Source organism: Bacillus sp. GC_Bacil_1 (assembly GCF_026540675.1).
GTDB lineage: Bacteria > Bacillota > Bacilli > Bacillales > Bacillaceae_G > Bacillus_A > Bacillus_A cereus.
This window is the reverse complement of record NZ_JALNUG010000011.1, coordinates 175,031-199,764: the sequence shown is the minus strand read 5'-3', so window position 1 is coordinate 199,764 and position 24,734 is coordinate 175,031. Positions and strand designations below refer to the sequence as shown.

Genomic DNA, 24,734 nt, shown 5'->3' with positions numbered 1-24,734 from the left:
TTCAAACTATAGAAAATGGAGGTGGAAATATGTATATAGGACGCGATATGACTGAACTAACGATGCTTTCAAAAAACGAATGGAAAGAAGATGAATTAGCTTATTTTCATCATTCATTACAACAGATTTTGCCCTATTTAAATGCGGAAGGGCAAAGTATTTATAAAGAAATTGTAATAGAGATCGAATCAAGGGGCGGCTTACAAGAAGGTGATGCCAGTTGGACTCATGGGACAAAAATTTCTTACGATTAAAAAAGTGTTCCCAATTTAGGGAACACTTTTTTGTTTATTGCATTGTAATTTTCTCAACACAACTCTCATAAATCGTACGATGCGATTTAGAGAAAGGTAACTGCTCAAATGCTTCTTTCGATACAAGTTTCAATGTATCTGTTTCAACAATATCACCGGTTACTTTTCCGTAAAATACAAATATATCCCAAGTACGATGAGTAAATGTATGTTGTACATTCATTGCGTACTCATCAATAGAAATCGAAAGCTCAAACTTTTCTTTCATATAATCTATAAGCTGTTCTTTCTGACTTCGAATCCCTTCGCCAAGTTCAATATTCGGAAACTCCCACATATTAGCTAATAATCCGCTACTTGGACGTTTATTAATAACGTAACGACCATCTTCAGTTTGAAGTACTCCTGCAACAAGCGGTACCATTGTAGGAGCTTTCGCTTTACTTTTTACTGGTAGTTCTTTTTGAACACCTTCAGCATATCCTCTGCAATGCTCACGTACAGGACAAAGTAAGCAAGATGGATTTTTTGGAATGCAAATCAATGCACCTAACTCCATCAAACCTTGATTAAAATAAGATGGATTTTCTTTCGAAATAATTTCACGCACAATCTCTTCAAACACTTTTCTAGTCTTTGGTTTTGCAATGTCATCCCATACTGATAAAATGCGAGATAATACACGCATAACATTTCCGTCAACTGCTGGCTCTGGTATACCATATGCGATACTTAAAATAGCACCTTTTGTATATGGTCCTACTCCTTTTAACTTTTCAATTTTCTTTACATCACTCGGTACTATTCCGCCATATACTTCTTTTACCTCTTTTACAGCCGCGTGTAAATTACGTGCTCTAGAATAATACCCTAAACCTTCCCATGCTTTTAATACTTCTTCATCATCTGCGTTCGCTAACGCTTCAAGTGTAGGAAACTTCCCCATAAAATTTGCGTAATATGGTTTTACAGCTTCTACTCTTGTTTGCTGTAACATAATTTCAGAAACCCAAACGCGGTATGGATCTTTATTCTTTCTCCACGGTAAGTCGCGCTGTTCTTCTTCAAACCAACCAATTAAATCATTTTGAAACTGCTCTATATTAAAATTTTTTAGTATTTCAAGTGTCAAACTTGATCCCCCTCATTTTTTTGCATATAAGTACTATTATAAAGATTTTAGGAAAAAATTTAAGTAAGATGACATAGGAAATTGAAGGCAAAGGACTTGAGGTATCGAATAAAAAGAGTTACATTAATAAAAAACGGAGGTGGATTTCTATGGACACAGCCACTCACCTTGTTATGGGTATCACTTTAGGTAGCTTAGCAACATTAGACCCAGCCATAGCACAAAGTGATATTGGCCCACAAGCTGTTATGCTTGCTACAATTGCTGGTTCCAACATTCCTGACATTGACACAGTTTTAAAATTGCGTAATAACGCTAAATATATAAGAAATCATCGCGGAGTTACTCATTCCATTCCCGCGGTAATTCTTTGGTCATTCCTTATAAGTGGCATCTCTTTCGCCTTCTTTTCAGACGCTCCATATCTTCATCTACTACTTTGGTCATTTATTGCAGTCTTCCTTCACGTCTTTGTAGATATTTTCAACGCCTATGGTACACAAGCATTACGGCCTTTCACAAAAAAATGGGTCGCACTCGGCGTGATTAATACATTCGATACCGTAATTTTCTTTATCCATATACTTGCAATTGCTTGCATGCTCGTCGGTTCTCATAAAGGATACACTGCCTTAGCAGCATATATATTAATGATTGTTTACTATATCGGACGAATTATGATGCACAGAAATATAAGAAGCGTTGTACACAAACGTTTCAAAAATGTCGAAAAGATTATCATTTCTCCTTCTTACCGATTTTATCATTATCATTTAGCAGTCGTTACAGCTGATTATTACTACGTTGCGAGATGGCACCGTGGTAACATCATGATATATGACAAGTTCGATCGGGTACCGTTCCCAGACAATGATATTATGCGAGCAGCTAAACAAGATGAAAACATCTCAGCCTTCCTATCTTTCTCTCCTGTATATCGCTGGGATATTTTTGATCATGATCATTATTACGAAGTACGATTCATTGATTTACGGTATCGAAGTAAAGATTATTATCCATTTGTCGCGATTGTTCAGCTCGACCATAATTTAAATATTATTAGTTCCTATACAGGATGGATTTTTAGTGAAGAAAAACTTCGAAAAAAACTGGAATTACTTCCACATTAAAAAAAGCGACTCAAGTCGCTTTTTTTAATGTTTCAAATGATCTTCTTGATTAATTAAATGACTATACTTCGGATTGTTTGTACGCATTTCATGAAGGCGTACACCATGATTATTAATCCATGATCGTACCACTTGCTCAGTCATTTCCTCACCTTGATAACGCCCTGATTTTGCATAAGTTGTTTGAAAATCTTCCCAAAGTAATTCAACCCATGCACGAGCTTGCCCGTAAGAAAGCTTGTCGTTCTTGTCTAATAATTCTTTCGTTAATGCTTCATAAATATCATTCATGTTCTAATCTCCTTTTACCTATTTATCCCTTCATTTCTAAAGGATAGTTTCTTCTGTTTTGCACATTCTATAAGTGATACTTCTTAAAGAGGTATCAACTGATGAGGAGGAGGGCGTTCGCAATGGGTAAACAAGCCGAATTTTGGTCTGAGTCAAAAAACAACAGCAAAATCGACGGTCAGCCGAAAGCGAAATCACGCTTCGCTTCGAAGCGACCTAACGGCACAATTAACACGCACCCACAAGAACGTATGCGTGCTGCAAATCAGCAGGAAGAGTAGTACAAATTAAATTAACTTCCTACACGAGGTGATAAAGATGAGCTACCGTGATCGCTTAGATAGTCGTTCTGAATTATTTAACCATACGTGGACTCGTCCAAAACATGCGAAAGCGCAAGTTAACGGACAGACGCAACAAACCCAGTCTCTCATTATATTGGCAAATGAATGTAAAAAACGCCAATTTTAGAATCTCCTATCTCCTTTAACGCCTACCAAAGATGAAAACCAGAGAGATATGTGCTCTCTGGTTTTTATTTTTCTTGCAATAAGGAAATTGGTATGCCAATCTCTTCATTATCATTTTGCTTATATCCCCAAGCAAATACCCCATTGAAATACGTAATTTTAAATAATACACCAGGTTCTTCTACTAATTCATATATTTCACCAATACGGAACTTGTTTATATCCGTCATATAAGCACGAGCCATTGCCATTTTTCTCATTAATACATCAAATTCATTGACAATCCCAAGCTGCTCAGCTTTTACTGCTTGCTCCTTCAAAGCGCCAATTTCTTCCCTTAGCTCATGCGGTGTCATTTCACTGTAGCGTTTTGGCATATTCATCTTATTCCCCTCATTCCTCTTCGCGTTTCATTTGCAAAAATATCTCAATTTCATCAATAGAGAATCCTTTTCTATATAACGCTTGTTTCATCTTGTTTTCAAATGTCCATCCATCATACTTCTTATATTTCTCATAATATTTATTCCCATGATAGTGTAACGCTTCTTGTTGCTTTTCGTCATCTCTTTCGTCTTTCAATTCTTCCAAACAAATTTGAATTACTTCTCTAGAATATCCTTTTCGAACAAGCATCTCATCTAACTTTAGCTTCATTTGTAAAAAAGAATGCTTTTGATAAGATTTTTTCTTCTTTTCTATGAGAAACAAGGCATTCTCAATTTGCTTTTCCTTCGGATATTCTTGTAAACTGTGCATAATAAGTAAATCTTGAACACCTTTATTTAACAACTCTCTTTTAATAACAGTTGGACCTTTTCGATTCACATTACTTTGCGTTCGCGTATATAAAACAGCGTACTCTTTATCATTAATATATCGGTCATGTAATAATTTCGAAACGACTTCAGAGATGATGGCTTGTCCCACTTCTTTTTTTCGTAAAAAATCTTCTATTTCTTGTTTTGTTCTCATTTGATAGGATAAATAGGAGATTGCTTGTAAATATGCTTTTTGTACCTCTTCATTGTACAAAATATTTCCTAACTCTATTTCATCAATTTCTAAGCCTTTTTGTAATCCATGTTTCATTAAGATTACTTGATCCACACTAAACCCGTACTCTTCACCTTGGCCTTTATCAATATAAATATTAAATCGTTCTTTCGATCGTTTTTGTACTTCTATTTTTGTAATGACAGCCATACTCTCACCTCTCTATTATTTTAACATAGTCGAGGAACATTTTTTCTTTTCAAGAATATATATAATGAGGAGGAAATACTTGTGAAAATCGCAATTTCTGGTGGTACAGGCTTTATCGGTAAACATCTTTCTACTTTTTTTGTTCAAAAAGGATATACTGTTTACATCCTCACACGAAAAAAAACTACTGAAACTTCCGACCCTAAACTTCAGTATGTTCAATGGACACCAGATTTACAAACCTTCCCCCTCTCTTCTATTGATGTAGTTATTAATCTAGCCGGAGATTCTATTAATAGTAGATGGACAAAGAAACAAAAGAAAGCCATTTTAAACAGTAGAATTCAAACAACAAAAGGACTCATTAAACAATTGCAGGCACTCCATAAAAAACCACATACATTTATTAATGCAAGTGCTATTGGATACTACGGAACATCTGAAGTAGAGTCTTTTACTGAGCAACAAGAAACTCCTGGAAATGACTTTTTAGCAGAAACAGTATTTTTATGGGAACAAGAAGCAGCTAAAGCATGTTCTCTCGGAATAAGAACAATTTACACAAGATTTGGCGTTGTATTAGGTGCAGATGGCGGAGCCTTGCCAAAAATGTTACTTCCCTATCAATTCTATATCGGCGGCACCATTGGTTCTGGGAAACAATGGTTATCATGGATTCATATAGACGATGTCGTTCGTATGATGGATTTCATCATACACAAAAAAGAAATTGATGGTCCTCTTAATATGACAGCACCAACACCTATAAGAATGAAGGAATTTGGAAAGACCATCGCTGCTGCAACGAGAAAACCACATTGGCTGCCTGTCCCTTCATTTATGCTTCACGCCTTATTAGGTGAGATGAGCATACTTGTACTAGAAGGGCAACATGTATTACCTAGTAAAGCAATTAAACATGGATACCAATACACATTTCCGGCAATAGACCATGCATTACAAAATATACTTTCGCATACAATGTAGTACTTCTAAAACACAATTTTACATGGGCCCTTTTAAAACTTTCATTTTCTAGGATCCGAAGCATTAGCATACAAATAACCTTTCAGTTACTTTCCCTTAACTTCCATTAGCATTATAAAGTAACAGAAATGAGGTACCTATGAAAATATTGCTCAAACAAGCCATTGTATACCCTATTACATCTCCAAAGTTTCAAGGCGATGTACTCGTTACAGGAGAGCGAATTACAGAGGTCAAACCTTTTATTCAACCTACTCAAGATATGACCGTTATAGATGCACGAGCACTCCATCTCTTACCTGGCTTTATTGATGTCCATACTCACCTTGGTCTCTATGATGAAGGTACTGGTTGGGCTGGAAATGATGCCAATGAAACATCTGAAGTTTCAACACCACATATTCGTTCTTTAGATGGAATCCATCCTCTCGATATCGCCTTTCAAGACGCTGTACAAAATGGAATTACAACCGTTCACGTTATGCCTGGCAGTCAAAATATTATCGGGGGTACTACTTGTGTAATAAAAACAGCTGGAACTTGTATTGATCATATGATTATTCAAGAACCTGCTGGTTTAAAGATTGCCTTTGGAGAAAACCCTAAAAAAGTCCATAGTAATGGAACAAAAGAATCCATAACACGTATGGGGATTATGGGGTTACTTCGGGAATCATTCTATGAAGCACAACACTACGGACACGAAGCTGATTTTCGAATGCTTCCTATTTTAAAAGCATTACGTCGTGAAATACCCGTACGTATCCACGCCCATCGAGCAGATGATATTAGTTCTGCGCTACGCTTTGCAACGGAATTCAACCTCGATCTACGTATTGAACATTGTACAGAAGGACACTTTCTTGTTGAAGAGCTTTCGAAACACAATTTGAAGGTTTCAGTTGGTCCCACTCTGACACGCCGTTCTAAAATCGAACTAAAAAACAAGACATGGGATACTTACCATATATTATCCAAAAATGGTGTGGAAGTTTCTATAACAACAGACCATCCTTATACACCCATTCAGTATTTAAATATTTGTGCTGCTGTCGCAGTAAGAGAAGGGTTAGACGAGAAAACAGCACTAGAAGGAATCACCATATTCCCAGCGCGAAATTTGCGGTTAGAGGATAGAATTGGAAGCATCGAGGTTGGAAAAGACGCCGATCTCGTGTTATGGACTCATCATCCTTTCCATTATTTAGCCAAGCCTGTACTAACTATGATTGATGGAAAAATAATTTACAAAAAAAATAAAAAAAACTAGTTTATTTTTTTGACTAGATAAAGTATTATACGATTATAAACTGAATGAAACCATAATCAATTTGTGTCGTGATTATCATTTTCAAATTGATGAATGGGGAAGGCAAATGGTGCGCCACCAGCGTTAGAAACTGGTTCTAGTGGGTTCGATTCCCACCCCGAAATTTTTTAAAGATTGATATAAAAATTTCGAGGGTGGGGTGTTTTTTCGTCATGCTACCCTCGTGTGAGGAGGAGTTAGTATGTTGAAAAAACGCGACTTACACGACAGCCACGTTCTATACGAGTTAATGGTGGATCCAGCTGTCTTCCCTTTTGTGCGTCAAAAGGCTTATTCTTATGAAGAATATTTATTCTTAACGAAACAAACGATTGAAGCTGAAGAGCGTGGTGAATTAATTTCACGCACAATTTTAGATGAATGGGGTAACCCTATCGGAACAATTACTTTATTTGATGTGCAAGAAAAAGCTGGATTTCTCGGGACATGGCTTGGCAAACCATATCATGGAAAAGGCTATAATAAATTGGCAAAAGATTCATTTTTTAGTGAACTTTTCTACGAATTAGATATTGAAACAATTTTCATGCGTATTCGTAAAATAAATATTCGTTCTATTAAAGCTGCAGAAAAACTGCAATATGTGAATCTAGCAAACGAAACAAGAAAAGCCGTATATGATGAAATTAACGCAAACGAAGAAGTATATAACTTATATGAAATTCCAAAAGATCAATACACACTTGCTACAATGCGAGATACAACCTTCCAAGATGCTCATCAATTAAAAGAAGCATAATCTAAATTTTCTGAAATGATAATCAATCATTAACATTTTCCATATGCGTATATCCCCTCATGTCTTTGGAAACGATAAATAGTAACTTTAAGACACGAGGTGATTTGTAATGGATAAAAAGAAACGTGATAAAGCAAAAAACACATTATCTAGTACACAAGAAGTTCTCTATCAACGCGAATTTCAAAAAGCAGATCGTGCAGCAGGATATCGCTCGAAAAGCATTTAAAGTGAAAATGGATAATTAGAAGTTCCCCCCCTAATTATTCATTTTCATTACATAATTTTCTCGACTGATAGAAGTAAGCAAAAAGACCCCTTATGCTTATGCATAAGGGGTTTTTTTGCTGTGGACAACTTTATCCACAAAACTGATGCAATTGTTAGTAATTTTCAAAAACACTTAATATTTTTCTATATTAAAGCATATATCAGCTGTTTTAATTGTGGATATTTTTCTAAAAATTGTGGACAATGTGGATATAGTTGTTAATATTCCGACTTTACTGTTTAATGAAAGCGCAATTATTTTGTGGATAACTGGCTAAATTTTCTTTGAAAATAATAAAGAACCCTCTTTACATATACAAAGAGGGTTTCATATTAAGTAAAAGATTGTGCAAGAGCAGGTGATTTAATAGGTATATGACGCGGTTCTGCATGATTTTCTGCCAAAATTGCATCTACAATATGACCAGCTGGCTCTGGAAGATAGATACTTTTCATTGCTTCTTTCATTTGAAGAAGCTTCACATCATCTTGTAATAATGCCTCTGTTTTTGCGAAAACCTCACTATCATCGCGAATGACAACTGCTGCTCCTTTTTTTTCAAAGTACATCGCATTTTCATTTTCTTGTCCTGGAACAGGCTTATATAAAATGACAGGTACTTGCAACGCTGCTGCTTCACTTAATGTTATTCCGCCTGGCTTCGTAATCATACAAGAAGTAACTCGGAATAATTCATCAATATTTTCAACATACCCAAACACTTTTAATGCATCGGAATTTTGCTTCTGTAAACTTAATAAATCATGTTTTAAAGCTTCATTTTTTCCACAAACGACAACTACTTGTAAATTAGGCAATGACATAAATGATTGGCATAGTTCTTTTACATTTCCTAATACCCCATGAGCACCTGCTACAATTAGTAAAATCTTTTTATTCTTACATAACTGATATTTATTATATATGATGTCTGAATTTACCTTTAACTCAAAACTACTCCGAATTGGAATTCCTGTTTCAACAATTTGTTCCGCAGGTACACCGATATCAACCATCAATTCTTTCACGTGATCCGTTGCAACAAAATAACGATCTACTTCTCGATGAATCCATATTTTGTGCACGCAAAAATCCGTTAATACGTTATAGACAGGAATTGAAATCCCCGTTTGTTTTTTCAATTCTGGTACAGCAATAATTGGAAATGTATTAATTACAATATCAGGTTTCTCCACCTGTAACAGTGTTTTCAAACGTTTTCTTCCAAAGTTCGCATACCAAGATGCTATTTTCTTATCATAAATTTTTTCTACCCCGTAATAAAACAAACGATATAATTCTTTTCCTATTGTATAACTTTTTAAATATAGATATTTTGTAATGTCAGTTATAAATGGATGTGATTCTCCAAACAAGTCGCATACAATAACATCTTCAATTCCTTTTTGGCGAAATGTTTGTTCTAATGTTTTTGCTACTTGCACATGACCATTACCGTAATGTGCAGTTAATATTAAAACCTTGGGGTTTTTTATCAAACAAATCCACTCCTAGCTTTTTGTTTCTCCATATTGCATATACGACAATAGGAAAAACATTTTCCTTAAAAATTACATAAACAGATTCTAATAGTTCCCTTTTCAGCTATGTACCTGTCGTGGATATGCAAAGCATATAAGATTGACCCCTTAATCCTATCTGTGCTCATATCTTTACATTATACTTTCCTATAAGAGCTTTCGCAATAACTTACAAATCTTCTCTATTCCATGATACTCACTCTTTTACTTCTTAATTCTTTTTACTATTTTGATTTCCCTTTACAATTATGTAAATTTATCCACTTAGTCCGTACAAAATTATGGATATTCTACTTTCAGTATACTCTTTTATCAATATATACTCTAGATTTTATTGTAAAGAAAGCAAAAAGCCTAATCCAATATTTGGATTAGACCGCTTGTAAAATATGTTTAGCATGTTCTACATTTTTCTCAGTAGGTGGTTCTACATTTGCGAGTGGGTACTTGTGTCCAAGCGCCTCCCATTTATATACACCAAGCTTATGATATGGTAACACTTCAACTTTTTGAACATTAGAAAGACTTTGAATAAAGCTAGATAGTTTTTGTAGATCCTCTTCATTATCCGTAACACCAGGAACTAATACGTGTCGTACCCAAATCGCTTTATTCTTATCCGATAAATAACGAGCAAATTGTAAAATATGTTCATTTGGTTTCCCTGTTAATTTACGATGCTTTTTGGAATCGATATGTTTCAAATCCAATAAAACTAAATCTGTATAATCCATTAAAATATCTAGCTTATTTTGGAATTCTGGTTCCTCAGAATAACACCCACCAGAAGAGTCGATTGTTGTATGGATACCAGCCTCTTTACACTTTTTAAACAACTCAATTAAAAAGTCTAGCTGTAATAATGGCTCTCCACCGCTAACTGTTATACCACCTCCGGAGGCTTCAATAAATGGAAGGTAACATGTCACATCCTGCATCACTTCTTCAACTGTTATTTCTTTACCTTTACCGATTTCCCACGTATCAGCATTATGACAATATTGACAACGTAATAAACATCCTTGTGTAAATATGACATAACGAATCCCTGGGCCATCAACAGTACCACAAGACTCTACAGAATGTATTCTTCCTTTTACCATGTTACTTCCTCCTTTATTGAAACAGCCTCCCTTCGCTATGTATTAAAAGCGAAGGGACACTTTTTTCATTTACATGCTTTCATGCATTGTACGGTTAATTACATCAATTTGTTGTTCACGAGTTAATTTAATAAAGTTTACAGCGTAACCAGATACGCGAATTGTTAATTGTGGATATTTCTCAGGATGTTCCATTGCATCCATTAATGTTTCACGATTAAATACGTTAATATTTAAGTGATGGCCTTCTTTTACTGCATAGCCATCAAGCATAGATACTAAGTTACGTACTTGTACATCATCTTCTTTACCAAGTGCTTTTGGAATAATAGAGAATGTATTAGAAATACCATCTTGTGCATCTTCATATGGTAATTTAGCTACAGATAATAATGAAGCTAATGCACCTTTTGTATCACGTCCATGCATTGGATTTGCACCTGGTGCAAATGGTTCTCCAGTACGGCGTCCATCTGGAGTGTTACCAGTTTTCTTACCGTATACAACGTTAGATGTAATAGTTAAAATTGACATTGTATGAACGGAATTACGATATGTTTTATGTTTACGCAGTTTATTCATAAATGTTTTCACGAGATTTACAGCGATCTCATCTACACGATCATCATTGTTACCGTATTTAGGGAAGTCCCCTTCAATTTCGAAGTCGACTGCAATACCATTTTCATCACGGATTGGTTTTACTTGTGCGTATTTAATTGCACTTAATGAGTCTGCTACTACAGATAGACCCGCGATACCTGTTGCCATTGTACGAAGAACATTTGTATCATGAAGTGCCATTTCAATACGTTCATAACTATATTTATCATGCATGTAATGGATAACATTTAATGTGTTTAAATATAGACCCGCTAACCATTCCATTGTCATATCAAACTTATGCATAACTTCTTCGTAATTTAGTACTTCAGAAGTAATTGGTGCGTACTCAGGACCAACTTGTGCTTTTGATTTTTCATCTTTACCACCGTTAATTGCATATAATAATGCTTTCGCTAAGTTTGCACGAGCTCCGAAGAACTGCATTTGCTTACCGATTCTCATTGCAGATACACAACAAGCAATTCCGTAATCATCGCCGTAATCAGCACGCATAATGTCATCATTTTCATATTGAATTGCTGATGTTTTGATGGACATTTTCGCACAGTAGTTTTTAAAGTTCTCTGGTAATTGTTTAGACCAAAGAACTGTTAAATTCGGTTCTGGAGCTGGTCCTAAATTATCTAATGTATGCAAGAAACGGAATGAGTTCTTTGTTACTAATGGACGACCATCTAATGCCATACCACCGATAGATTCAGTTACCCAAGTTGGGTCACCAGAGAATAATTCATTATAATCAGGTGTTCTTGCGAATTTCACAAGACGTAATTTCATAATGAAGTGATCTACAATTTCTTGTACTTCTTCTTCTGTTAAAGTACCATTTGCTAAATCTCTTTCAATGTAAATATCTAAGAATGTAGAAGTACGTCCAAGACTCATTGCAGCTCCGTTTTGCTCTTTAATCGCTGCAAGATATGCGAAGTATAACCACTGGAATGCTTCTTGTGTATTTGTTGCTGGTTTAGAAATATCGAAACCATGAGAAGCAGCCATTTGTTTTAGTTCTTGAAGTGCACGCATTTGCTCAGATAACTCTTCGCGTAAACGCATTGTATCTTCGCTCATTACACCACCAGTTAAATTCAAATCAGCTTTTTTCGCTTCAATTAAATGATCAATACCATATAATGCTACGCGTCGATAGTCACCGATAATGCGTCCACGACCGTATGCATCTGGAAGACCAGTAATAACACCTGATTTACGTGCATTTCTCATTTCTGGTGTATAAGCATCAAATACACCTTGGTTATGAGTCTTTCTCCAATCTCTAAAAATACGACTAAGTTCTTTGTCCATTTCGTATCCATAAGATTCACAAGCTTGTTCTGCCATACGAATACCACCATATGGCTGTAAAGAACGTTTAAATGGTTTATCAGTTTGGAAACCAACTACTTTTTCAATATCTTTATTTAAGTATCCTGGGTCATGTGATGTAATAGAAGAAACAATTTTTGTATCCATATCAAGAACGCCACCGTTTTCACGTTCTTTTGTTGTTAAATCCATTACTTGATCCCAAAGTTGTTTCGTTGCTTCAGTTGCTTCTGCTAAGAAAGATTCGTCTCCTTCGAAAACGTTTACATTATTTAAAATGAAATCGCGAACATCAATCTCTGCTTTCCATTTTTCACCTTTAAAGTTTTCCCATGCGTTTTTAACATTTTCTAATACTTGAGTCATCCTAATCTCCTCCATTTTTGATTAGTACAGGACTAAGATTTTTTATATAACAGCTTACACACTTAGAATACTACTTTTTTACGAAAGTGAACGAAATAGTTGTGACATGTTTGTGAAATGTTGAGCAAACCACTATATATATAGTGTTAACTTCATTTAAAAGTCTTTAAAATTAACCCTTTCCTTAATTGTATTTTTTTGGTATCCTTATATACGAGTCCTATTTTGTAATATAAGAACAATACCCATTGTAGAGCTGTAATACTCTTATCTCCTAATCTGTTATAGTTTTTATAACAGAACAAAAAAGTGTACACATGTTGTACACTTTTTTTGTTACTTCTATAAAACATCTCTTTTTCTATTGCCATCATAGAATCCGCCACGATTGTCTGTTGATGCAATTATTTGCTCTAGTCCTTCTATATGATCACCTATAATTCGAAGTACAGCTGGAGGATGACCTATTTTTGCAAAATGTTCACTGGGACGAATACGGTTCATCTTATCAACCTCAACACGACATACACATGCAATTTCAAATCCAGAAAGAAGAGCCTTCACCTGTGCTACACAAGGTGACAATAAAGATTTGTATCCAATTGCTTTCAAACACTTGTGGCTAAATGCATTAGGTACCGCAATAAGTGAGCCTACCCCTAAATCCTTTCTATCACAAGCTAAATTTAGCGCATACTTAAATGCAGTTACAAGATGAAGTGGTACTCTTAAATCTAAATAATGATTTAAATCATTTAATGCGACGTCCTTTCCATCTGCAATAGCTTTTGCAAAAGGATATAGTTCACTAGCTGGAATAACAAAATCACCATCTATAAATAACACAATTTCTCCTTTTGCAAAATAAGTTCCAAGTGAACGCCCTACATCGTTTCCAAGGGCTTCTTTATATACAATGGTTGTTGCGCCTTTGTCTTTTGCAATCGTTGCTGTTTTATCTGACGAACCATTTACGACAACGATGATTTCAAAAGGTTCAATTTTACGAAGCTCTTCTATAACCTTTCCAATTGTTTTCTCTTCATTTTGTACAGGAATAACAACCGATAGTTGCTTTTCTCTATACAAATTGGATGTAACGCCCCATCCTTGATAAAAATCTTCGAAATTTAAAGTATGATAGACGCTATCCCTTTTCCTATTTCCATCATAATATCCCCCGCGTATATCACTGCTTACTATTCGTTCTGCAACTGCTTCTATATGATCACCTATCATTCGTCTTTCAGATTGAGAAAGGTTCGTTCCATATGCAGCATGTTCAATCGGTCGAAATTTATTCGGCGTAATAACATCAATAGCACAATGACGGTTAATTCTCCATTTACTTTGTGCTATACGTAAATGAGCTACAATAGGATTAACTAAACATTCATATCCAATACTTTGGACGACTTCTTTCGTCAACGCATGAGGTACAGATAATAAAGAATCTATCTTTAATTCTTCACGCTCTAACATTGCATTTAATATTTGACGCCACACTGTAACGGAATGGGGTTTTTGTTTCTTTAAAAACAATGCGTCCAAATTATTTAAAACGATGTCAGTCTGATCATGTAAAATTGGATTAAGAAACAATTGTAATTTGGAAGTTGGAATAGCAAAGTCCCCATCTATAAATAGTAATACATCACCTATCGCATGTTTTGCGCCAACTGCACGCCCAACATCGTTTCCTAATAGTTCTGTATACCTGATTACTTTACAACCTAACCGATTAGCAACCTCTTCTGTACCATCATTACAACCATTTGCTATGACAATAATCTCTACTGGATTTAACGGTTTGACCGATTGAATAACGTCTGAAATCGTATCTACTTCATTACTTGCAGGAATAATAACTGATAGCGACTTAGCCATTGTTTTCTTCACGAAACCATTTAATAGTTTCTTTCAATCCTTGTTCCCACGTTACTGTCGCTTGAAATTGAACAAGTTCTCTTAACTTCTTTACGTTCGGCCTTCTATTCGGAATTTCTTCAAAGCCATGTGGATATACTTCCTCAAAAGGAACTTGTACAATTTTCGAAGAAGATTTCGTTAGTTTTTTAATTGTTTCTGCTACTTCTTTTATACTCTGTTCGTTCTCAGAACCTATATTAATAATCTCACCATTTACCTTCTCATCCATTGCCCGAATTGTTGCTTCTACCGCATCACTCACATACGTAAAGCAACGTGTCTGCTTTCCATCTCCATATACGAGAATGTCTTCTCCTTGCAAAGCTGCACGGATAAATCGCGGGATTACCCCTGCATATGGACCATCTTTCGCTCTTGGACCATAAATATTAAAATAACGAACAATCGTTACAGGTAAGCCTTCTAATGCGTATCCTAAACATAATGTTTCTTCTAACGTTTTACAAACTGCATAACTCCAACGAATTTTAGAAGTTGCCCCATACAATCGATCTCCTTCTTCAGAGAAAGGCGGTTTGCCTTTACCATACACTTCTGAAGTAGATGCAAAAACTACTTTCTTCTTTCCTTTTAATGCTGCTTGTAAAATATTTCTCGTTCCGTCAAAATTCGTTTCAATGAGCTCTATACTTTTTTCCATTGTCGTTTTAACACCTAAAATTGCTGCTAAATGAAACACTACATCATGTTGATTTACTAATTCATAAATAGAATTTTTATCTAAAACACTTATTGGAATAACTCGAATCTCTCTCATTAGCTCATTATGATACTTATTTTTCCCTTTATAGAAGTTATCCACAATTGTGACTTTATAACCCCTTCTCACCAACTCTTCAGCTAAATGAGATCCAATAAATCCGGCCCCACCTGTAATTAAACATTTCTTACTCATACACTCACCTTCTTTATAATTCCCCTTGTATCTATTACTCGGTTCATTCCTTTAAAAAGCTTCCAATCGATATTAGAGTGGTCAGTTAAAATTAAAATACAACCTGCCTCTTTAACTGTTTGTTCATCCAAAGCAACAGATTGATACACCTTATCTCCAATTTCCGCGGAAGAAATATATGAATCATGGTATTTTATCTCGTATCCTTCTTTTATTAGTAATTGAATAATTGGCAAAGCCGGTGATTCTCTCAAATCATTTACATCTTTCTTATATGCGATTCCTACAATTAAAACTAGTCCGGGTGATTGCACCATACCCTTTACTTTCCGGACTATTTTCTCTGGCATTTCTTCATTAATTACATGTGCCGCCTCAATTAATTGACTAATTGCCCCATTCTTTTTTATTCTCCATTGAAAATATAAGGGGTCTACGGGAATACAGTGCCCCCCTATCCCTGGTCCTGGCCAATACGGAGTAAATCCAAAAGGTTTTGTAGATGCCGCTTCAATGGCCTCATAAAAATCAATCCCTAAACTTTCACATAATGTGTTTAACTCATTTACTAAAGAGATGTTAACTAAGCGCTGAATATTTTCAAATAGCTTACACATCTCTGCTACTTTCGGCGAACTAACAGGTACAACTACGTCAAAAATGGTACTATATAAATCCTGTACTTTTTGTTTACACTTTTCTGTTTGTCCACTAATAACTTTTGGAATAGATTGAACTGAATATTGACTATTTGCTGGATCAATTCTCTCAGGGGAATATCCGATATAGAAATCTTCTCCTACCTTTTGGCCAGCTTGAGAAATAATAGGAATAATAACTTCCTCAAGTGTGCCTGGATATGTGGAACTTTCAAAAATGAAGGTTTGTCCTTTTTGGAGATTTTGTTGTATATAATGCGAAGCTGAAATGAGGGCACTTAAATCTGGTTCTCTTCGTTCATTAATTGGAGTTGGAACAGTAACAATAACATAATCACTACTTTGGAAATCAGTAATACCTTTATCTGGTGTATTTACTATTAATTTATTTTTAGTCAATAAACTTTGCAACACTTTAGAAGAAACATCTGGAATATAACTTTCTCCTTTTATAATCGATTCTATTTTTCTAGTATCTTTATCTAATCCAAGTACGGTATGTCCTCTTTCTGCAAAATGGACTGCCAAAGGAAGACCAACATACCCTAATCCAATAATAGCTACTTTACTACTAGCATTCATCTGTATTCTTTTCTTCCTTTCTCAATTGTAGAATAGTGTCTCTATCGCGATCTCCATCTGTAAAACTCCCACGTTCGTCTGTATATTGTAATAGATAAGCAATCGCCTCAAGTTGATCACCGAAAATACGGTCAAATGCCGGAATACGTCCATTTACAAATCCATGTTGCTCCGGGCGTACCCGATTGGTTTTTATAACATCTACAAATTCTACTGCTGTAATAGAAAAAACCTCCAAAATAGCTTTCATTTGAGCTAATGGCGGAATAACAAGCGAGTCATATCCTATTTTCTCTATTACCCTTTTATGCATAGCATGTGGTACTGCCGTTAATGAGTTATTCCATAAATCCGGTCTTTTCGCTACTAAATTCACAAAATATTTCCCCATACTAATTGGATCTGCAGGATGAAACATATCTAATAAGCATTGTAAATCATTTAAAACCACGTCACTTCCATCTTCAACAGCTTGCAAAAATGGAGTGAGCTTTTTTGCTGGAATAACAAAATCACCATCAACGAATAAACAAATATCTGCCGTAGCATGCATGGCACCTATCGCTCGTGCTACATTATGTCCAAGCGCCTCCCCGAATTCAACAACAATAACATTCTCTAGCTTTGCCTGTTTAACAGTCTCAAAATCTGCTCCATTCGCGACAACAATAATTTCATCTACCCCTGCTTTTTTTACTTCTTGTATAACAAATCTTATCGTCATTTTTTCTTCTGACACTGGTATAATCGCACTATATTTCGCTTTTTCCTTCTTTAATACAACTGGTTTATAGTTCCCTATAAACTCCCTATCCCTGTTTCCCTCCGAAAAACCGCCGCGTTTACCATATGTTTCGATTACATATTGCAAAGCACGTAAATGATCACCCATAATACGGCTAGTCGCTTTCGGATAAGGAGAACCAGGTGATGTTCCTGTATGCACAGGACGAACCTTATTTGTGTGAATTACATCGACCGAAGCCGTATCAACAATATCTACTCCTCTAGACATCGCTATCGCTTGAAATAGTGCTGGATCTGCTAAATTCCACCACCCAAGTTTCTCGATAACTTCCCTGCTCATCGCATGTGGAATTGCAATTAAAGATCCAACAACAAGCTCCTTTTTATTCAAATAACGATTCAACATGAACTTTCCAACTGTCGTATAATGTGGTCTCATCTTTAAATAAACCGACCATGTTAAATTATTCACAACAATTTGATGCCCTTGTCGAATTCCTTTCACGAAACGTTGTAACTCTTTACTATCAATAACAATATCACCATCTAAAAACAAAACAATTTCACCTTTTGCTTCTCTAGCTCCAATAGCCCGTCCAACATCATTGCCAAGAGAATGTTTATAATAAATCACGTGACAATGATGTTGTAACGCTATGTCTTTCGTTCCATCTGTCGAGCCATTATCTACTACAATAATTTCGTAAGGCTTGAGCTTCTCCACTTCTACTAAAACTTGTGATAAAGTACTCGCTTCATTGTGCGCTGGAATAACAACTGATACTCTCATACTTGTATCACGCTTACCCTTCCAAGCGAACATAAGCAATAATAGGAGTACGCACAATTACATCTTCCGGTGGTCCATAAGAAGGAGAAGTACGAACACTTACCGCCCCATCTGTCACAGATAAAAGAATGCCTGTAACAATTTCCACAGCTGTCACAACTTGCACTAATTCACCAACATGGTTACGTAATTCATCAGTAAATAACATATATAGCTCTCCTTTCTTACACTTCTTTAATTGATATAATACTTGTAAATGGTAATAAAACTTCAGTTCCTATACCTTCTTGCAATGTTAAGAAATCATCACCGACTGCTACAATAACGCCTGTTAATTGTCCAACTGTCACCGTAATTTCAACATTTTTACCTAAATACTGCTTTGCAATTTCTTTAAAAGGTGATGTATTGCATTCTTTTAAAATGTTGCAAATAATAGATTGAAATTGGCTTGATTTTATAAATTCTTCCGTAGCTTGCTTAGAGTTTCTTTGAATAAACCTTGCAAAGTTTTGCGAAAATAAAAGTCGTTCCACAGCAGGCAATAATTTATCATCTAAAAAATAGCTTAATTGTCTATTAAACAATCTTGATAATTTATGCCAATATTTTCTGAACAGACACATACACTTCTCCTCCTATTATTTTTAGATTATAAAATTTTACATCCATACATCTTAATGTATACAAAATAGATATTTTTGTGATAGGTAAGGCATACATTTTCTAAAAGAAATATTTGTTTCAGGGCAAAAAAAAACTATCCAAAAGGATAGTTTCTTACACTTCAATATTTCGCAACATCGTATAAATGTCATTATTCACTTTACCAAATGATTTAATGTTGTTTTGAATGTTAGATAATAAAACAACATACACACTACCATTTTTACTAAATCCATTTAAACAATTCCAACCTGGCATTACACCGTGATTCGAATAGCTTCCTGGGTCTACGTACCAGCCAAATCCGTAATCTTTTTTCACGGCTGTAAACATTTGATCATAACTCGCTTTTGAAATTAACTTTCCAGAGTATAACGCTTCGTTAAATAAATATAAATCATGTGCACTCGTATATATATCACCACAACCATATAGTTGTGACATGCTCGGAATATTAGGTGTTGTCATATTATTATTTACTATTTTATAACCCGTTGATGGGAATCTTGTTTGTTCTAACGCTGTGCCAAAACCAGAATGTTTCATACCGGCAGTAGCAAAAATATGTTGTTTAATATATTCTTCAAGCGACTGTCCACTTACCTTCTCGGCAATGTATGCAAGTATAGAGTAGTTCGAATCGGAATACTTCCACTTCTCTCCTGGACCACCAATACGCTTTTGATTTCCTATCCGCTTTATCAGTTCTTCATGGGAAATATCTTCTTTTCCTTGCTCATATTCTGGAATCCCTGATGTATGTGTTAATAGATGTTTTAGCTGAATACTATTACCTTGTGGAAAATCTGGAATATACTTCGCAACAGTATCTTCAACTTGTAATTTATTTTGATCTTTCAATTGCATAATAGCAGTTGCTACAAACGCCTTTGAAATAGAACCAATATAAAAAGTCGTCTCTGAATTATTCGGTACTTGCTGCTCTTTATTTGCCATACCGTACCCTTTATTCAGAAGAACTTTTCCGTTCTTCACAATAACAGCTGTCCCGCTAAATCCTGCGTTTTGTAAATACTGGTCCAATTGAGCGTTTTCATTAATTTCTTGAGGTGGTCCTTCAACAGGCTGTTCCGCAGCTTGCGCTTGCTTCACTTGTTCTTCCTGCTCTTTTTGTTTTTGCTTTTGTACTTCTTGTTTCTTTTTTTCTTCTTTCTTTTTTAGCTCTTCTTGTTTCTTCATTTCTGCTGCCGCTTTTAAAGTTTCTTCTTTCTTATTATGCGCAACAATTTTTGTATACATGAAATATACAAGTGATAATAGTAAGACGAAAATGATTGTCCTTTTTATGTATACAATCGGCCGATTTGCTTTCCCATTCGCATTATTTTTTTCCTGATCCATAATTGCTTTTTTCCCCTTACTCACCAATAATTTAATTCCTCTACTAAAGATTTATTTTAGTAGATTATGGATAATCCATTCTATATCATCCCTACTTTATCACGCACTACACATATTACCAACCCATATGTACAAAAAAGAAAAAGAAAATTTACAAAAGTAAGATTCCCGTTAAATTGTTAACAAAAAAAGAGGATATCCTGTAAAAAATTGATGTTATCAATCTTTTTGGACATCCTCTTATCTCATTATTTATACGTGTTTTTTCATATCATCGGCAACAGATTCAACATTTGTACCTACGATAACTTGTACACTTGTATTACTTAATTTCATAACACCTTTTGCACCAGCACGTTTTAATGCTGCTTCATTTACTTGACCAGCATCTTTTACTTGTAAGCGTAGACGTGTTGCACAGTTATCAATAACTGTTAAGTTTTCTTTTCCACCTAAAGCTGCTACGTAAGTTTCACCAATTGAACCTGCAACTGGAGCTTCTTCACCTTCAGCTACTTCCTCTTCGTCTTCACGACCAGGAGTTTTTAAATCGAACTTCTTAATTAAGAAGTAGAATACAACGAAATAAATTACTGCGTAAATTAAACCGACTCCCGCAAGTAATACTGGTTTTGTTGCAATACCAAAGTTTAAGAAGTAATCGATTGCACCGGCACTAAATGTGAAACCATCGTGAATGCCAAGTGTTGTTGTAATGAATAGAGACAGACCTGTTAATACAGCATGAATACCATATAATACTGGTGATAAGAACATGAATGAGAATTCAATTGGTTCTGTAATACCAGTTAAGAATGAAGTTAATGCTAGACCACCTAACATACCTGTAACCATTTTACGTTTTTCTGGTTTAGCAGCCGCAATCATTGCGAAACATGCTGCTGGTAAACCGAACATCATAACTGGGAAGAAACCAGTCATAAACATACCCGCTGTTTTATCTCCGGCAAGGAAGCGAGCAATATCACCGTTTACAACATTACCTGCTGCATTTGTAAAGTCACCAAGTACGAACCAGAAGTATGTGTTCATTACATGATGTAAACCGATTGGAATTAATAGACGGTTTAATAAACCAAATAGACCTGAACCAACTGCCCCTAAATTAACAATTCCATGAGCTAATGCATCGATAGCATTTTGAATTGCTGGCCAAATTTGTGCGAATAGAATTCCTAATATTAACATCACAACCGATGTAACTATTGGGACGAAACGTTTTCCAGCAAAGAACCCTAACCATTCTGGAAGTTTAATCTTATGGAATTTATTATAAAGAAGTCCCGCTATAACACCAACAATAATACCACCTAAAACTTTCATATCCACTTTAGTCGATAATTCGGCTGCCTTAGATACTTGTGTCATTGTATCTGCAAGCTTAGATGGATCAACATTAGCGCTATTACCTATTAAATCTTGGACTTTGCCTAATTTATCTTGTAATTCTACAGTAGAATATCCCTTACTAAGTGCATCAATACTGTTTTTCATAACTAGATAACCAATTGCACCTGCAAGACCTGCTGCACCACTACCATCAACTGAAAGACCGATTGCAATACCAATTGCAAAAATGAGTGCTAAATTATCAAAAACTGCTGCACCGGCCTGTGCCATAACAGGAATATCAAATACATCTGGTTGCCCTAAACGAAGCAATAATCCTGCTGCTGGTAGTACGGCGATTGGAAGCATTAACGCTTTACCAATACGTTGTAAAAACTGCAACATTTTAATTCCCCCTATCAAATTTATGAAATCGTTATCATTATAAGTACGCCTTAGAAAACGCTTTCTATTTACATAACCATAATAACATATAGTTGTATAGATGTGTAGTTTTTATTTTCGAATTTTTTATGGATAAATCTCCTATTTCCAAACTGTTATATAAAAGGGAAATTCTCCTTTTTTAATACAAAGGACTTGAAAGAACGACCTACTATAGAACATATAACTTTCGTTTTATCATTCCACTTTTTCATGTTATTATTTATTTCCGAGCATATCGGGAAAAGTAAACTTAGTTAATTCGAAATAGGAGCGTTGGTACTATGCAGTGCATTGAAACAAACAACTTACAACAGTTGTTAGAACAAGTAAAACCATATACGAAAAAAGGAAAACTTGCTACTTATATCCCCGAACTAGGAAATGCAAATCCAGACGATTTAGGGATTGCCATTTTCCATAAAGAAACAGAATATATCCATGCAGGCAACTCACAAACACTATTTACTCTTCAAAGTATTTCCAAAGTAATTACACTTGCCCTTGCCCTTTTAGACCGTGGTGAAGAATATGTATTTTCTAAAGTTGGAATGGAACCAACGGGTGACCCATTTAATTCTATTATTAAGTTAGAAACGACAAGTCCATCCAAACCCCTTAATCCAATGATAAATGCAGGAGCATTAGCTATTACAAGCATGTTAGCAGGAAAAGATAACGAGGAAAAAATGGAACGTATTCTTCATTTTGTACGTGAAATAACAGATAACCCTACTATTAATTATTCCTCTAAAGTTGCCGATTCAGAATTAGAGACAGCTTATCTAAATCGTTCGCTTTGCTATTATATGAAACAAAACGGTATTATCGATTGTGATATTGAAGAACTTATGGATTTATATACTCGTCAATGCGCAGTTGAAGTAAACTGCATTGATTTAGCACGTATCGGCTTAATTTTTGCAATGGATGGATATGATCCATATAAAAAGAAACAAATCATCCCTAAACATATTACAAAAATTTGCAAAACATTTATGGTCACATGTGGTATGTATAACGAATCTGGTGAATTTGCAATACGCGTTGGTATCCCTGCAAAAAGTGGTGTAGCGGGTGGTATTTTCGGCTGCGTAAAAGGCGATATGGGAATCGGCATTTTCGGACCAGCTTTAGATGCAAACGGAAATAGTATTGCTGGTTTTAAAATTCTTGAACTTCTTTCTGCTCAAGAAGGCTGGAGTATTTTTTAATCGCGAGTTATCCTGCTATACTAGCAGGATTTTTTATTTCACCAAAACCTCACTTTTGTCAGTTATCAATCCTCTTACAAAAACAGTGCTGAAAGTTTCTCTATATCATGCATATTTGTTCCCCCCTCCTGAATAATATAGTACAACCTAGCGCTATATGTGGAGGTGTGAAAGATGAAACTAATATTTCAAATGGGAAAACAACCTGTTCTTGAAAAAACAATCCTTCTTTTTATATTGAGTATTGTAGAAAGCTTGAAGTTAAAAGTTGTTTCACTCGACGAAGCTCACCGATACATATTCAATTTAGAAGTACTTGAATTATTAATGGATCGGAACATCGATGATCAAGTACTTGAACTTATTCATTTCGGGATGGGACTTGAAGACATTCATCATGTGCTTCCTGAAGAACTTGAGCATACTATCGAGGAATTAAAATGGCTTTGCATCCAAGTGTTAAGTGAATACAGTATGCATGAAGAATCAGAGCAATTAATTGAAGACATACGCTAAAAAGCACCTATGTAGTATGTAGGTGCTTTTTATTTATTAAGAAGTAAATATCCGATGTCGATATATGCAATTTATTCAAGTATTTCCGAGGAAATGCTCGAACATTGCTTTTCTATTTTCACAACAACTGATCAATCCCAATAAGTATTAATAACACTCCTGCAATAACCGTCGCCCATTTCCCTAAGTATGCTGCTAAATATCGTTTCCCTACATATGCAAAACCACTTATGCAAATAAAACTAAACACCCCAGAAATAGTCGCTGTAAGCCAAAGATTTAAATTTGTTACCCCAGCATCAAACCCACCTGCAATATTATTAATAGATAATGCAACTCCTAAAACAAGTGCTTCAGAAAAACTAATTGTTTTAGAGCCATCAAAATCTGCTTTTTCTGGATCACGTAAAATTCCCATAAGTACATTATCACCTTTAGAATCTACAGTATTTTTTTGACTCAAGAAAGGCTGACATAAAATAAACACCCCGATTATCCCTAAAACGATTGCTCCAATCAGGTTTGCTGTAAACTCTGAAATAAATAACGCAATCCAGTTCCCAAAAAATCCAGCTAGTAAAGTAAATAAAAACCCGAAGAATGCGATGATAAAATTGTTAAACCACGAAATACGAATTTTACGAATGCCATACGCAATTCCAACACCTGCATTATCTAAATTAGAAGCGATCCCGATTAAAAGAATTGAAAATAAGCCTGCCGTACTCATAAATAGTCACCCCTTTTTCTCACTTTTCAATGCATATTATGAAAATGTTGAGCAAC

General features: G+C 35.2%; 27 protein-coding genes and 1 pseudogene. 10 read left to right on the top strand and 18 right to left on the bottom strand.

Annotated elements, in window-relative coordinates; all coding sequences use genetic code 11:
• Positions 1-29 precede the first annotated feature (29 nt).
• Positions 30-254, top strand: coding sequence for a hypothetical protein (locus OXT04_RS18250; protein WP_000275439.1), 225 nt, complete (start codon positions 30-32; stop codon positions 252-254).
• Between the two features lie 34 nt (positions 255-288).
• Here the strand turns inward: OXT04_RS18250 and mutY are convergent, their stop codons facing one another.
• Positions 289-1,386, bottom strand: coding sequence for an A/G-specific adenine glycosylase (gene mutY, locus OXT04_RS18245; protein WP_000171381.1), 1,098 nt, complete (start codon positions 1,384-1,386; stop codon positions 289-291).
• A gap of 149 nt (positions 1,387-1,535) precedes the next feature.
• Between mutY and OXT04_RS18240 the strand changes: the two genes are divergently transcribed.
• Positions 1,536-2,516 carry a metal-dependent hydrolase gene (locus OXT04_RS18240; RefSeq protein WP_000379115.1) on the top strand — a complete coding sequence of 327 codons (981 nt, stop codon included), beginning with the start codon at positions 1,536-1,538 and terminating at the stop codon, positions 2,514-2,516.
• A 24-nt stretch (positions 2,517-2,540) separates the two neighbouring features.
• Here OXT04_RS18240 and OXT04_RS18235 read toward each other — a convergent pair whose 3' ends face one another.
• Positions 2,541-2,807, bottom strand: coding sequence for a YfhJ family protein (locus tag OXT04_RS18235; RefSeq protein WP_000998159.1), 267 nt, complete (start codon positions 2,805-2,807; stop codon positions 2,541-2,543).
• A 122-nt stretch (positions 2,808-2,929) separates the two neighbouring features.
• On the opposite strand from OXT04_RS18235, the gene OXT04_RS18230 reads away from it, so the two are divergent.
• Both OXT04_RS18230 and OXT04_RS18225 read left to right on the top strand, forming a co-directional pair.
• Positions 2,930-3,088 carry a small, acid-soluble spore protein K gene (locus OXT04_RS18230; RefSeq protein WP_000517891.1) on the top strand — a complete coding sequence of 53 codons (159 nt, stop codon included), beginning with the start codon at positions 2,930-2,932 and terminating at the stop codon, positions 3,086-3,088.
• Between the two features lie 37 nt (positions 3,089-3,125).
• Entirely contained in the window at positions 3,126-3,278 is a 153-nt protein-coding gene (locus tag OXT04_RS18225) for a YpzG family protein (protein ID WP_000122093.1), read from the top strand.
• Positions 3,279-3,342: 64 nt separating this feature from the next.
• Here the strand turns inward: OXT04_RS18225 and OXT04_RS18220 are convergent, their stop codons facing one another.
• A complete protein-coding gene (locus OXT04_RS18220; protein WP_001057023.1) occupies positions 3,343-3,660 on the bottom strand; it encodes a YfhH family protein in 318 nt (105 codons plus the stop codon).
• A 10-nt stretch (positions 3,661-3,670) separates the two neighbouring features.
• The gene (gene recX / locus OXT04_RS18215; protein WP_053565320.1) at positions 3,671-4,483 is read right to left on the bottom strand and encodes a recombination regulator RecX; all 813 of its coding nucleotides are present in this window, start codon (positions 4,481-4,483) and stop codon (positions 3,671-3,673) included.
• An 81-nt stretch (positions 4,484-4,564) separates the two neighbouring features.
• Here recX and OXT04_RS18210 point away from each other — a divergent pair, with 81 nt between their 5' ends.
• The 4 genes from OXT04_RS18210 (at position 4,565) to OXT04_RS18195 (ending at position 7,768) form a co-directional block, all read left to right on the top strand.
• Entirely contained in the window at positions 4,565-5,470 is a 906-nt protein-coding gene (locus OXT04_RS18210; RefSeq protein ID WP_098014990.1) for a TIGR01777 family oxidoreductase, read from the top strand.
• Between the two features lie 139 nt (positions 5,471-5,609).
• On the top strand, positions 5,610-6,740 hold the full coding sequence (locus OXT04_RS18205) for an amidohydrolase (RefSeq protein ID WP_000698297.1): 1,131 nt from the start codon (positions 5,610-5,612) through the stop codon (positions 6,738-6,740).
• A gap of 241 nt (positions 6,741-6,981) precedes the next feature.
• Positions 6,982-7,539, top strand: a complete 558-nt coding sequence (locus tag OXT04_RS18200) for a GNAT family N-acetyltransferase (RefSeq protein WP_000914737.1) — start codon at positions 6,982-6,984, stop codon at positions 7,537-7,539.
• A 109-nt stretch (positions 7,540-7,648) separates the two neighbouring features.
• The gene (locus OXT04_RS18195) at positions 7,649-7,768 is read left to right on the top strand and encodes a YfhE family protein (protein WP_000358482.1); all 120 of its coding nucleotides are present in this window, start codon (positions 7,649-7,651) and stop codon (positions 7,766-7,768) included.
• Positions 7,769-8,142: 374 nt separating this feature from the next.
• Here the strand turns inward: OXT04_RS18195 and OXT04_RS18190 are convergent, their stop codons facing one another.
• The 13 genes and pseudogenes from OXT04_RS18190 to OXT04_RS29810 form a co-directional block, all read right to left on the bottom strand.
• Entirely contained in the window at positions 8,143-9,309 is a 1,167-nt protein-coding gene (locus OXT04_RS18190) for a diglucosyl diacylglycerol synthase (RefSeq protein ID WP_097821943.1), read from the bottom strand.
• 413 nt (positions 9,310-9,722) lie between these two features.
• On the bottom strand, positions 9,723-10,454 hold the full coding sequence (gene pflA, locus OXT04_RS18185; RefSeq protein WP_000238463.1) for a pyruvate formate-lyase-activating protein: 732 nt from the start codon (positions 10,452-10,454) through the stop codon (positions 9,723-9,725).
• A 69-nt stretch (positions 10,455-10,523) separates the two neighbouring features.
• On the bottom strand, positions 10,524-12,773 hold the full coding sequence (gene pflB, locus OXT04_RS18180; protein ID WP_098662003.1) for a formate C-acetyltransferase: 2,250 nt from the start codon (positions 12,771-12,773) through the stop codon (positions 10,524-10,526).
• A gap of 152 nt (positions 12,774-12,925) precedes the next feature.
• Complete coding sequence (locus OXT04_RS18175) at positions 12,926-13,147, bottom strand: hypothetical protein (RefSeq protein ID WP_002094217.1); 222 nt, start codon at positions 13,145-13,147, stop codon at positions 12,926-12,928.
• Positions 13,116-14,660 carry a glycosyltransferase family 2 protein gene (locus OXT04_RS18170; RefSeq protein ID WP_001130009.1) on the bottom strand — a complete coding sequence of 515 codons (1,545 nt, stop codon included), beginning with the start codon at positions 14,658-14,660 and terminating at the stop codon, positions 13,116-13,118. The genes OXT04_RS18175 and OXT04_RS18170 overlap by 32 nt, the downstream gene beginning before the upstream one ends.
• Positions 14,653-15,618: an NAD-dependent epimerase/dehydratase family protein gene (locus OXT04_RS18165; RefSeq protein ID WP_000037053.1), complete on the bottom strand. Its 966-nt coding sequence runs from the start codon at positions 15,616-15,618 to the stop codon at positions 14,653-14,655. The genes OXT04_RS18170 and OXT04_RS18165 overlap by 8 nt, the downstream gene beginning before the upstream one ends.
• Positions 15,615-16,859: a nucleotide sugar dehydrogenase gene (locus OXT04_RS18160; protein ID WP_000994262.1), complete on the bottom strand. Its 1,245-nt coding sequence runs from the start codon at positions 16,857-16,859 to the stop codon at positions 15,615-15,617. The genes OXT04_RS18165 and OXT04_RS18160 overlap by 4 nt, the downstream gene beginning before the upstream one ends.
• Positions 16,849-18,396 carry a glycosyltransferase family 2 protein gene (locus OXT04_RS18155; RefSeq protein ID WP_267416506.1) on the bottom strand — a complete coding sequence of 516 codons (1,548 nt, stop codon included), beginning with the start codon at positions 18,394-18,396 and terminating at the stop codon, positions 16,849-16,851. Before OXT04_RS18155 ends, OXT04_RS18160 begins: the two co-directional genes overlap by 11 nt.
• Before the next feature lie 13 nt (positions 18,397-18,409).
• Entirely contained in the window at positions 18,410-18,604 is a 195-nt protein-coding gene (locus tag OXT04_RS18150; RefSeq protein WP_000899476.1) for an LSm family protein, read from the bottom strand.
• A 16-nt stretch (positions 18,605-18,620) separates the two neighbouring features.
• A complete protein-coding gene (locus OXT04_RS18145) occupies positions 18,621-19,022 on the bottom strand; it encodes an LSm family protein (RefSeq protein WP_000335542.1) in 402 nt (133 codons plus the stop codon).
• A gap of 154 nt (positions 19,023-19,176) precedes the next feature.
• Positions 19,177-20,424, bottom strand: coding sequence for a serine hydrolase domain-containing protein (locus tag OXT04_RS18140; protein ID WP_000371817.1), 1,248 nt, complete (start codon positions 20,422-20,424; stop codon positions 19,177-19,179).
• A gap of 252 nt (positions 20,425-20,676) precedes the next feature.
• Positions 20,677-22,179 carry an N-acetylglucosamine-specific PTS transporter subunit IIBC gene (gene nagE / locus OXT04_RS18135; protein WP_000938908.1) on the bottom strand — a complete coding sequence of 501 codons (1,503 nt, stop codon included), beginning with the start codon at positions 22,177-22,179 and terminating at the stop codon, positions 20,677-20,679.
• A 141-nt stretch (positions 22,180-22,320) separates the two neighbouring features.
• Positions 22,321-22,433, bottom strand: a pseudogene (locus OXT04_RS29810) (transcriptional regulator).
• A gap of 69 nt (positions 22,434-22,502) precedes the next feature.
• Between OXT04_RS29810 and glsA the strand changes: the two are divergent.
• Together glsA and OXT04_RS18125 are read left to right on the top strand one after the other, a co-directional pair.
• Positions 22,503-23,432, top strand: a complete 930-nt coding sequence (gene glsA, locus OXT04_RS18130; RefSeq protein WP_001149850.1) for a glutaminase A — start codon at positions 22,503-22,505, stop codon at positions 23,430-23,432.
• A 174-nt stretch (positions 23,433-23,606) separates the two neighbouring features.
• Positions 23,607-23,948: a DUF3969 family protein gene (locus OXT04_RS18125; protein WP_000766603.1), complete on the top strand. Its 342-nt coding sequence runs from the start codon at positions 23,607-23,609 to the stop codon at positions 23,946-23,948.
• Positions 23,949-24,066: 118 nt separating this feature from the next.
• Here OXT04_RS18125 and ytaF read toward each other — a convergent pair whose 3' ends face one another.
• Positions 24,067-24,678, bottom strand: a complete 612-nt coding sequence (ytaF, locus tag OXT04_RS18120) for a sporulation membrane protein YtaF (protein ID WP_097913250.1) — start codon at positions 24,676-24,678, stop codon at positions 24,067-24,069.
• Positions 24,679-24,734 lie beyond the last annotated feature (56 nt).